The following is a 10842-nucleotide window of genomic DNA, read 5'->3' on the forward strand; positions in this document are numbered from 1 at the left end:
ATCTATCATTTCCCCCTTTTTTTCAATATTTCCTCCTTCTTCCTTCTTGCTTCTTCCTTGTTCCTTACTTCTACCATTTGTAGCAAACATTTATCAAATTGGTATTAGTTGATTGTATTTTTAGTTTGACGCTTCACCAACACAATGTCTTGGGTATCTTGAAGATACCAGTTAACATTTGATTGAGATGGAGTACCTTCTAGTAATAACAAACGGAACGGATCTAAACAAACCTGCCAAGGAAAAGAACGATTTTTAATTTGATGCCATTTTTCCTTAAATACTTCTGCGTGTAAATCATAGTCAAAAGCATTTCTTGCAGGTCGATATAATTTCAAATATAAAGTCATCCGATGTTGAGTTTCGCTGGTTGCTGCTAACCAACAGGGGAAAGTATTGGGTTGGTTAGGATTATCAGTAAAAGTAATCTGGTGAGCGCGAATACCAACGTGAGAAAAACGTTCTGGAATGGGTTCAAGAATATCAAGACTGCATCCCCAGTCAACAGCTTCTATTTTACGATCATCTATAATTACTACTTGAGAAAAGTTCTTACAACCAGTTAACTGAGCAACTCTCACACTGGTAGTATACTCAAAAATGTCATGTTTGACACCATGACTAAGAATGATTCCGTCATCAACAACTAAGAGATTTTGGCAAATGCGGTAAGCTTCCTCTAGGTTGTGAGTCACCAATAATGTTACACCCTTATAATTTTCTAGGGTGGCAATAACTAATGTTTCAATCTGATGTCGCAGGTGGGTATCTAATGCGGAAAAGGCTTCATCTAATAATAAAGCATCTGGTTGACTTGCTAATGCTCTCGCTAAAGCTACCCGTTGTTGCTGACCTCCAGAAAGTTCGCCTGGATATCGTTTGCCATATCCTGGTAACTGCACTGCCAACAGATGAGCTTCTACTTGTTGTTTAATTTCTTTGGATGAGAGACCTTTGGGCAAACCAAAAGCAATATTTTCAGCGACTGTCATGTGGGGGAACAGAGCGTAGTTTTGAAATAGATAACCAACATGGCGATCGCGACTGGGCAAATCAATTTTCTGTTCTGCATCGAATAATACTCGCCCATTTAAAACGATGCGTCCATGAGTGGGAGTTTCTAAACCAGCAATGCAACGGAGAATCATACTTTTGCCAGCACCAGAACCTCCTAATAATCCTAATGGTTTGTCATTAGCGCTGAAAGCAACATCTAACATAAATCCTGGGAGTTGCTTCTGAATATCTACAAATAAACTTTGTGACTGGGTGCGGGAGTTTAGTGTAAAAGGTGTTGTTTGAACTTTAGGTACGGAGCGTACATCTATAATTTGCTTTTCTGTTTTTGTTGCTCTGCGTTTCTTAATTTGAGATTCTGACCAGAAGTTTACACCAGTTATCACTCCAAGAGATATGGCTAAAATTACTAACACCCAAGCAAATGCTTCTTTCATATTCCCACCTTCAGAAGCAAAGAAAATGGCAATGGGAATAGTCTCAGTTTTCCCAGGAATGCTACCTGCCAACATTAAAGTTGCACCAAATTCACCCAGCGATCGGGCAAAAGCTAATAATGTTCCAGCAATTATTCCCGGTTTTGCCAAGGGTAAGAGAATTCGCCAAAATACTCTCCATTCTGAAGCCCCTAAAGTTCTAGCACAGGCAAGCAAACTCGTATCAATTTGATTAAAAGCTGCGAGTGATGTTTTGTACATTAGGGGGAATGAAACAACCGTAGCTGCAATTACAGTGGCAGGCCAAGTAAAAATTAATGTTATCCCCATTGACGAGAGTAGATGACCGAGGGGACCGTTTCTACCTAATAATAATAGTAATAGAAAACCTGTGACAGTTGGGGGCAATACCAGAGGGGATGTTAAGAGGGCATCAATTAATCCTTTATTTTTACCACGATATCCCAGCATCCAACGTGCTGTAGCGATGCCGAGAAAAAAGGTAATAACTGTAGTGACTGTTGCAGTTTTGAGGGAAATCCAAGCAGGAGATATGTCTAAGTTCATTATTAATAGTAAGGGAAATAAGTTTAGGTTTGTGGGGGAGATTTTAGCTAATAAAGTTTTCAATAGTTATTAATTTACCTATAGCTAATTTTTGTAGTAGTTTTCTGTTCATTAAGAACTATCCCTGGTCATAAAATCGGTAGGGTTGTTTAATTCTCACAAGAGAAAATTATTACAGGTGAGGGGAAAGTTGATAAAATGTAACTCTTGTGTTATAATTTTTTAACTAATCATCAAAAAAAAGGAACGCACTTTTATTATTGTAACATTTTAGGTGTGTCAGAACAGTATTTTAAGTTATTATATCATGTTCGGGTAATCACTTATAATAAAGTTTTTGTTTGTAGTAGGGCTTCAGCTCTAACTGTAGATGGGGCTGAAGCCCTACTACAAGCTTTAATTACAATAACTATTTAACCGAACATGATATTAATCAACACTTGAGAGTAATCAGAGAGCGATACTGCTGACGCAACGCTCCGCGAACGCATAACCCTACTTTCGCGCACGAAGTTTGAAAGATGTTCTATCATACAAGGACGTGTAATATAAACCAGCAGTGCGAAACTTTGATTTTTCTTGTCTCAAATATCATCTAAAGAAAGTGGTTACCCCAAGCTTGACTATTGGGCAGTTTTGCGCAAGTTTCGCACGTCTATTCTCAGCCAACAACGATGGCTCACCAGGATGAAACCGAATCGCCGCTATGGATTCGCCTGAATGGGCAGTCGTCGTGATTTTACCACTCGTTTGCTGTTTGCTATTGATGTGAGTGGCTCCATGGGAATGGAGGAGTTGCAGCAGGAGTTTTCGGTGGTGAATCGCTTTTTTAATTATGGCGTGCAGGCAATAGATGTGATTCAATTTGATGCTGAGATTACAACTGAGGTGATGACGTTCCGTCGCGCCCAGAGGGAAGTTCATTTAACGGGAAGAGGTAGAACTAATTTTGACCCGGTTGTGGCGTATCTGGAGGAACATCGGGATTATGATTGTCTGATTATTTACACCGATGCTTATGCTCCTTGCCCCGTGCCGCCCCAGAATCGGCGGACTCGTATTATGTGGTTGTTTGTGAGCGAGGCGCATTACCGGAGTTGTTATCACAAGCTACAACATTTGGGGCAAGGGGCTTATCTGAAAGCTAATGCTACACAATGAGAGCCTGCAACTGTTTGACAACACTTTTCAGCGTAGTGGGTTGAGGAATCGATTCTCCTTCAACCTCCCACGCTTCCAAATACATATCAATAACTTCTTCCCCATTCTGAATCGCTTCCCCGCGAGTTTTCCCATGAGTGCAAGGCATGACAACGCGATCAGAAAACTCTGGAATCGTCACTAAAAAAAGCCGATCCTCTTCAGACCATTGAACGAGTATACTATATTGACTAATATTGTTTTTCATCCTGTTGTGTTCAGAATCGGGTCTTTTGGCTACCCCTGAGTCGGGGTCATATCTTTCATCCAAATATATGAAATTGTCTAAAAAATCATATGAAGTTTATATGAAGTTGTCTAAAAAATCATATGAAGTTCATATGAACTTTTGGGGTTGTATTTTTCTTTTGGTGCAAGTATCTTGGTAATAACTTAGAGAACAATACTAAAAAAAAGTATATTCTTTTTTCTCTGGGTTCACGTTTACTGAAGCAGTTTACAAAGGAGCTACTCAATAAGCAGATTATCCAGTATTTACACAATCGCACGCAGAAATTCGGTGTAGGATCACAAGTGCTAGACCATAAGTTGCTTGAGGGAGTTATCCTGCATATGCTCTCTAAACGTCTAATCAAATTAGACCTATAAAATAAGTCAAAGAAGTCAGAAATTATTCTGGGAAATCGTCTTATTTACGCAACCAGTTTATAGGGGAGCTACTCAATAAGCAGATGATCCAGTATTTACACAATCACACGCAGAAATTCAGTGTAGGACCACAAGTGCTAGACCATAAGTTGCTTGAGGGAGTTATCCTAGACATGCTGTCTTAACGTCTCATCAAAGAGGAATAATTCAATATCATTATGAATAAATAGAAAACGGCAATGAAAGTCTACGTTATTAATACTGGTGGAACAATTAGTTGCACGGGAGACCCATTAGTTCCCATGTCGGCGCAGAACTTTGCGACGGCTTGCGGACGTCTCCTCAATCCCATTTTTGAGGGACAATTTCCCAAGCTGGAAATTATCTATGTCACCGATCTGACATTCCATTCCAGTACCGGAACCCTTGACAGTACCAACCTACAACCCACTGATTGGTGCTTGATGGCGGAATATATTCTCAACCACTACGCTGATTGCGACGGTTGGGTGATCCTACATGGCACGGATACAATGGGCTTCACCGGAACGGGTCTGCCGTTTCTGCTGTCTGCGTTTTCTAGCGAAGGTTACTCTACTGCTACTTTGAGCAAACCGGTGATTATTACTGGTTCGCAAGTGCCAATGTTCGAGAGGGAAGCGGACACCCCCGACCAGTTAACGCTCAGATATAATACCGATGCCTACCAGAACTTTTGTGGTGCGATGGCCGCTGCTCAGAGTGGCATTCCAGAAGTTTGCATCTATTTTGATAGCTACCTTTATCGTGGCAACCGCAGCGTAAAAACAAACGCCAGCGAGTTTAAAGCGTTCTCTTCTCCCAACTATCCGGCGCTGGGTGAATACGGCATTGATTTTAACGTGTATTTTGAACGGGTGCTCCCGCTACCTGCGAGCGACGATGTCAGCCTCGACACCTTAAGTGTTCGACTCAAGGTGATCGAGCAACTCAGATCTATTAAGGAAAAGATCAACAGTTTTCCAGTAATGCAATTCAATGCTTTTCCAGCATGGTATGTTTCTGGCAACTCAGACAATCCTTCTTCTGCGCTGATTGCTTCGCTGATTAACGCCTGCACTCCTTACATTAAAGGGCTTATCCTTGAGTCTTATGGCGAAGGCAACTTTCCTTCCGGCGATCCGGACGACCCACAGAATGGGGCAGTTTATCAGGCACTCCAAGATGCGAATACTAGCGGAATTGTCATTGTAGACTGCACGCAAGTCATACAAGGTGTTGTCAATGACAGCGCCTATGGTGCAGGGGCGTGGTTGCCTGAAGTTGGTGCCTTGAATCCTAACGATATGACACCGATGGCAGCCCTCGCTAAACTCACGATCTTGCTCGCTAGTGCCGAACATAATAGTTGGAGTCCAGATGTAGTAAAGCATCTGTTACAACTCAATCTGCTGGGTGAAATGCTTAACACGAGCAGGTTGGACAGCCGGACTAATTCTACATTGCTCCCCGGAGAAAAGCTCGTGACGCTGGACGGTAGCGCGTCTTTAACAAACGATCCAGTCGATGGCCCTGTTCTGAAAGATATTGCTAACAAAACCGTACTGTGGTGTGCGTTAACCAATCCATCGCCCGACCAGATGCCAGGACGCCTGATTATGCAAAATAACGGCAATCTTGTCTTCTACAGTCGCGACAATGCGCCGATTTGGTCAACCGATACTGGTGGGTCTGACCGGGCTTTTTCGATGCTCGTTCTGGACGGATCGAACAAGTCGGCGACGTTAACCGTCTATGACTATTCCAATGAAAAAAACACCAGCATTCTATATCCTTCTTGCTAAAGCAGAAGGATGCGCTGGAAGTTTTCATTGATGACAACACTTAGATTTTGAGACAAACCCATACCAAGGAATCAACATGACTACACTACAAAGACAGTTCAAACTCAGAGGAAGAATCGCTCTGGAAGATACGCGCCATCAGATAGTGGAAGCCCTGGGTGCTTCAAATGCTCCGGACAATCACTACATAGCGCCGACAACAGTGAATGTAAACATCGTCTGCCCGGAATCTAAGATAATTGGTGTTCCCCAGTATAGCACAACGGTTTATGGCGGCGTTGGGGATCGCTACGACCCAGCCGGAGATTGCAATGGCAACTTTATGTCCTATAAGTTCCAACCCAATAACAACTGTTATGCCTACGGCACTAATATTGCGACTAACAGTTTTCCACAGCCGGGTCGCAAGAGCGGCTATCTACTCACGCGTGATGATTTTAAAAAGCCTTTTAACGACATTGGAGAGTTAGTCAAATCCTATGCTATCAAAGATGGTCTTGTCTATGTCGGTACCACAATGGATGAAATAATGAAGTACAAATCCGATAACTCCAATGGCGTCCTGGAAGGTCACTTCGTTGGACTGCTTATTTCTCCTGCTAGCAACCTCGATTGGGAGGGGGATTACCATTGGGCGCGGTGCGATAATTCGTCTGATAGTTGTGATTCGTGGTCGCAAAAGGACGGTGGTGACCAAGTGACGAACTTCGATTTCGCTGGCAATCCCATCACCGATCCGGCAACCGCTAACTGGACAGTTAATGAAGGACCTGTTTTCTTAGAAGGAAAGCAGGGTCAGACAACAAAAGACACGGTTTTTGAATATTCCTTATACTGTCGAGGAGCTGATGTGTTAGCAACCAGTGTAAAGCAGGTTGAGATGAAAAAAGAGGACATGGTCGTTGAATATGCTTTCTACTGTTATATGTTTGTTCCAAACAAGGGTGTCGATATTATCTGAATTATCGAACCATGTTCGGTAACACATTAAATATTTGATGTTTGGAGGGTGTTACTAACGAAGCCTACTGGACATTGTGATCGCTAGCCGTAGGTTGGTTTGAGGGACCCAAAATCTAACAATTACAAGCTTTTGCGTTCCTAACTACGCTGCTGCACCGGACGAATTGGCGATCATCGTACCCTTCCCGAAAGACTCACACCCACCGCCGATCAAGCGTTAGCGCTGGGTGTTTTGAAAATACTCTGGGTAAAGTTTGGAGTTGTTATCCCAAGCTACAGCATCTGGGACAATGTCTATCTGAGTTAATTGCCGTGCAACAACGAGGAACTTCCTGTGTATGGGATAGTAACGGATGGAGAGTTATGGCAATTTGGAAAATTAGTATCCGATGAATTTACAAAAAGCAAGTTGAGAATTACTATTACCGATTTAGATAAAATTTTCGGAACGATAAGTTTTTTATTGTCAAGCAAAAGGCAAGCAGATTGAAATTAAATTCGGTTTTTTCTTGCCTTCAACACCAAAGTTTAATAGCACCCCATGTCCTTTATTAAACAGGACTTACGCACGAGGCAGGAAAAACTAGGATTTGAGATTGCTTCCCTGTCGGTCGCAATGACGAAAATATGTTGTACTGCGTAAGTCCTATTGACAATAAAATAGGGAGTCGCTCTCATCCCCTCTGCAATCAAAAATTTGAAGAGGGGCATTCCTACTCCAATGTTAAATTTGGGTGAAATTGGCTGGATTTTGATCGCGCCGATCGCGCACGGGAATGGGTCTTCCTTGGCGATCGCCAGATAGAGCTGCCGTGGTTTCTAATGCTTCTTTCAGTCGTTTTGCGGCATAGATGGACATATCTCTCGGTACACTAATCCTATCGCGCAGATACCGCAGGGCTGGATCGGAACCAGATGGTGGCGGACATAGTTCTCCTGTCATCATATAAGTCAGAGCGCAACGCAAGGCTTCATCAAAAAGGCGATCATCCGCTGGATTAACGCGAATGATATTCTCACGATGTTTGATCGTCCGGTGCAGAGCTTCTGTTCGAGACGTTTCGGGTTCTGGATACATCACATCTGGTAAGCCGAACCAAGGACCACAATCGACTTGTTTTTGATTAATCTCAGTTTGAGATTCTTTGTTAGGATAACAACCGCCCATTTGCGGTGGTAAATCGTGGGCATGGGTATGAAAATCGCTTTGTGTTCCTCTATAGGTGGATCGGGTTTCCATAGCATCAAACCAATCAGAGAACTTTGGATTTTCTTCCCGCAATGAATAGCCTTTGTAGTAGTAAAGGCTGGCATTCATCCGCTCGACATAAGGAGTAAAAACCAAATCAACTATACCAAATTCTTCCAGAAAATAAGGTCCTGGAGTATTGGCCAGAGCAGCTTCAACTTGAGCCACGATGGAGGTAAATTGCTCTCTACTGCGTTGGTCGTCCCTTTGCGATCGCGTGGGGTAGCACAACCAAGTACACCAGCCACGAAAGAGTAGGCGTTCTAGCTGGCGCAGAGGCAGCGCTTGGCGATCGCCCATTCCCACCTGATTTAATGGGCCAAATGCGTTTTCTAATGCTAATAAGATATCATCACTTTCTGTAATTAACTGACCGTCAAGTTCTAGCGCTGGAAGCATTCCCGATGGCACCTTTTGCTTATACCACTTTTCTTTCGTTCCATAACAAAACATAGTGACTTTCTCGATACGGTAGGGAATCTGCTTTTCCTCTAACCACAGCCACACTTTTTGGCAATAAGGACACCAAGCATGATGATCGCGATAAAGAGTAACTCGCACATCTGATTCGGCTTGTCCAAACAGCCGCAGTCTCGCTTGGGAATTGGTTGGTCCGTTCACCGTATCTCGCTCAAATGTGGCGAGTTGTTGTAGTTTTTCCCAACTCAAGGGCAAAGATTTGGTCGTTATCATAAGTTACTGCTTTATAAAACCGATATAAAACGTCATAAAAGGTGACATTTGAATGTGTACGGACGTTGCATAACAAAAATGCGTTTCATGTCGCACAGCGAAACGTCCCTGCCTGCTTCTAATTAGGCCATCGGAGGTTACTCATCCACAGGCATTTTCATGTCGGCGACAGCCGAAATGGTCAAGCCAACCGAATGTCTCAAATTTATATTAGCATTTAAATCTCTATCTATATGACAAGCCACATTCAGGGCAGTCATAAGTCCTTACATTTAAGGGCATATTTTGAACATGACCACAATTTGAGCAAGTTTTTGATGATGGAAAAAAGCTATCAACTATTACTAACTTAGATATCAGTTATCAGTACCCCTACAATAAGGAGGCTTGAAATACGGAATTCTCTTTTCTCTTGGTCGATTGGATATGGCGATGTTTCCTCGCCATCCCATCCTTCGGAATGCTCGGCATTCATGTCGGCTTTGAGCCGTTAACGAAGTTGTGCGGAACGCTAAACGACCGCTTTTTATCCCCTTAAAAGGGGAGGCTTTAGACCAGGATTTTTCGTTAATGGATGGAGAATTATGGCAATTTGGAAAATTAGTATCCGATGAATTTACAAAAAGCAAGTTGAGAATTACTATTACCGATTTAGATAAAATTTTCGGAACGATTATAAAACCTTCTGATTTTTTTGTTAAGGAATTAAGGCTGCACTGGGAAATATTGTATAATACAAGTCCTAATAAAATCAAAGGCCCTATAAATGTCTAAATCTAGTCAAGTTTTAATTGATGCTTTTCTCACTGAGCGTAATACACCAAATCCTCTCGGTGACCGTAGTCCTACCTGGGGTCGTCATGTAGACGATCTTTCTCTCGTCGATCCTGGAGAAATTGCAGAGAGTGTTGTGGTTATTGAACCCTGGGAGCATGTTGGCGAACGACCGAGTGATAAAGTTGGGGTCATTGCATCAGAGAACGTGGCCTATATTGTCGATCAGATCCTGGGTTTACCCACCCTTATTGTGCCTGCTTGGAAGCAGGGTATTTCTGACCTAAAGCGCTTTGCTGCCCTGGCAAGCGTAGCCAAACTTATAGTATTGGAAGGAGGCGAACCGGATGTGCATGTAAAAGAGACTTTTTCGCAAGCATTTCCTCGTTCAGATGCTACACAACTGATTGTTGAGTTACTGCTAAAACAAGTGCCTTTTATTGGCATTTGTCTGTCTCATCAGCTTACAGCACAAGCCCATGTAGAATTAATCCGTGAATCTGTGCGTCGTCTAGAAAAATCCCAACAATCAGCGTTTGTTGCTGTCAGTCATCGTATTGCCGAGATTGCAAATCGCCTAAAGGTGGAAAAGAGTTACGGTACTGTTGCCCAATCTTGGAACGATGAATCGTTTGCGGTTGCGAAGAATGAAGAAATTAGCCATTCTAATACACGGTTATACCCCTACGGGGATATCGATATTCCTCATGTTCCAACTGAAATCACCGAAGCATATCGTGTAGTAGCAAAACGTTTTGATGCCATCATTGATGTAGCACTCCAGTACGAGAACGATCTGCACATTCAGGCATTTCATGGCAACGAAGTATCAGAAGAATCAATACGCTTCGTATGTTGGGCTTATCAGCAAATTAACCATGCAATAACTGCTTACAGCCTTGAAGCCGCCTCGACACTAGACCTACAAAACCTAATGACTGCACCCATTGGTGTCGAAATTTTAGCTTCAACACATAGCCAAACTGGCGATCCGCTATGTGAGGTTGCAGCAACTGGTATTTATTGGGATAACGGCCGGAAAGCACTAACTACCCAGTTTCACCCAGAACTTGATGAATCTTTAAGAACGGCATCTGAAGGTTGGGCACCTTCCTGGGAAGATATGAAAAATTCTGATGGAATTCGTTTGTTAGCACGTATGCTTCAGTCAGTTCTCTAAAAATGAGTAATATCAAATCCGGTAGTATGGGTATAAAAAAGCGTAGAAACCGGTTTTACTGTTCTGATTATTCAAGTCAGGAAATTTCCTGGATTAACCCGGTTTCTGCATAAGTTCTGATAGTTATTTTGTATGAAGCAGGGAATCAAGCAATATGACAAATATATCCGTTCAAACTGTATGACGATCCAATATTTGGTTGATGAGCGTATCACCTAGTTATATCATGTCCGGTTGAATAGTTATAATTAAAGTTCGTAGTAGGGCTTCAGCCCTACAGCGCTTTTCAGTTGAGTAGACCACAAAACTGTTGTAGGAGTAATGAGTAAG

Annotated in this window: 10 protein-coding genes; 5 read left to right on the top strand and 5 right to left on the bottom strand. The window is 42.6% G+C overall.

Annotation, left to right across the window (positions count from 1 at the left end; translation table 11 throughout):
• Positions 1-104 precede the first annotated feature (104 nt).
• The gene (gene modB, locus ACP6PL_RS03350; protein ID WP_426542538.1) at positions 105-2021 is read right to left on the bottom strand and encodes a molybdate ABC transporter permease subunit; all 1917 of its coding nucleotides are present in this window, start codon (positions 2019-2021) and stop codon (positions 105-107) included.
• 720 nt (positions 2022-2741) lie between these two features.
• Here modB and ACP6PL_RS03355 point away from each other — a divergent pair.
• Positions 2742-3182 (top strand): VWA-like domain-containing protein, encoded by a 441-nt coding sequence (locus ACP6PL_RS03355; RefSeq protein ID WP_426542540.1) that lies wholly within the window; start codon positions 2742-2744, stop codon positions 3180-3182.
• Here ACP6PL_RS03355 and ACP6PL_RS03360 read toward each other — a convergent pair.
• Positions 3172-3417 (bottom strand): type II toxin-antitoxin system HicB family antitoxin, encoded by a 246-nt coding sequence (locus ACP6PL_RS03360; protein ID WP_426542554.1) that lies wholly within the window; start codon positions 3415-3417, stop codon positions 3172-3174. The two genes, ACP6PL_RS03355 and ACP6PL_RS03360, sit on opposite strands and share 11 nt — an antisense overlap.
• 652 nt (positions 3418-4069) lie before the next feature.
• On the opposite strand from ACP6PL_RS03360, the gene ACP6PL_RS03365 reads away from it, so the two are divergent.
• On the top strand, positions 4070-5653 hold the full coding sequence (locus ACP6PL_RS03365) for an asparaginase domain-containing protein (RefSeq protein ID WP_426542542.1): 1584 nt from the start codon (positions 4070-4072) through the stop codon (positions 5651-5653).
• Between the two features lie 76 nt (positions 5654-5729).
• Complete coding sequence (locus ACP6PL_RS03370) at positions 5730-6614, top strand: hypothetical protein (protein WP_426542544.1); 885 nt, start codon at positions 5730-5732, stop codon at positions 6612-6614.
• A gap of 726 nt (positions 6615-7340) precedes the next feature.
• On the opposite strand, the gene ACP6PL_RS03375 is transcribed toward ACP6PL_RS03370, so the two are convergent.
• The 3 genes from ACP6PL_RS03375 to ACP6PL_RS03385 form a co-directional block, all read right to left on the bottom strand.
• Positions 7341-8558: a glutathione S-transferase family protein gene (locus ACP6PL_RS03375; RefSeq protein ID WP_426542546.1), complete on the bottom strand. Its 1218-nt coding sequence runs from the start codon at positions 8556-8558 to the stop codon at positions 7341-7343.
• A gap of 137 nt (positions 8559-8695) precedes the next feature.
• Positions 8696-8818 (bottom strand): hypothetical protein, encoded by a 123-nt coding sequence (locus tag ACP6PL_RS03380; RefSeq protein WP_426542548.1) that lies wholly within the window; start codon positions 8816-8818, stop codon positions 8696-8698.
• On the bottom strand, positions 8784-8918 hold the full coding sequence (locus tag ACP6PL_RS03385; RefSeq protein WP_426542556.1) for a zinc ribbon domain-containing protein: 135 nt from the start codon (positions 8916-8918) through the stop codon (positions 8784-8786). The genes ACP6PL_RS03380 and ACP6PL_RS03385 overlap by 35 nt, the downstream gene beginning before the upstream one ends.
• 210 nt (positions 8919-9128) lie before the next feature.
• Here ACP6PL_RS03385 and ACP6PL_RS03390 point away from each other — a divergent pair, with 210 nt between their 5' ends.
• The gene (locus ACP6PL_RS03390; protein WP_426542550.1) at positions 9129-9332 is read left to right on the top strand and encodes a hypothetical protein; all 204 of its coding nucleotides are present in this window, start codon (positions 9129-9131) and stop codon (positions 9330-9332) included.
• Positions 9325-10512: a glutamine amidotransferase-related protein gene (locus ACP6PL_RS03395; protein ID WP_426542552.1), complete on the top strand. Its 1188-nt coding sequence runs from the start codon at positions 9325-9327 to the stop codon at positions 10510-10512. Before ACP6PL_RS03390 ends, ACP6PL_RS03395 begins: the two co-directional genes overlap by 8 nt.
• The last annotated feature ends 330 nt before the right edge of the window (positions 10513-10842 follow it).

The sequence above is a fragment of the Dapis purpurea BLCC-M126 genome, assembly GCF_050015975.1.
GTDB lineage: Bacteria > Cyanobacteriota > Cyanobacteriia > Cyanobacteriales > Microcoleaceae > Trichodesmium.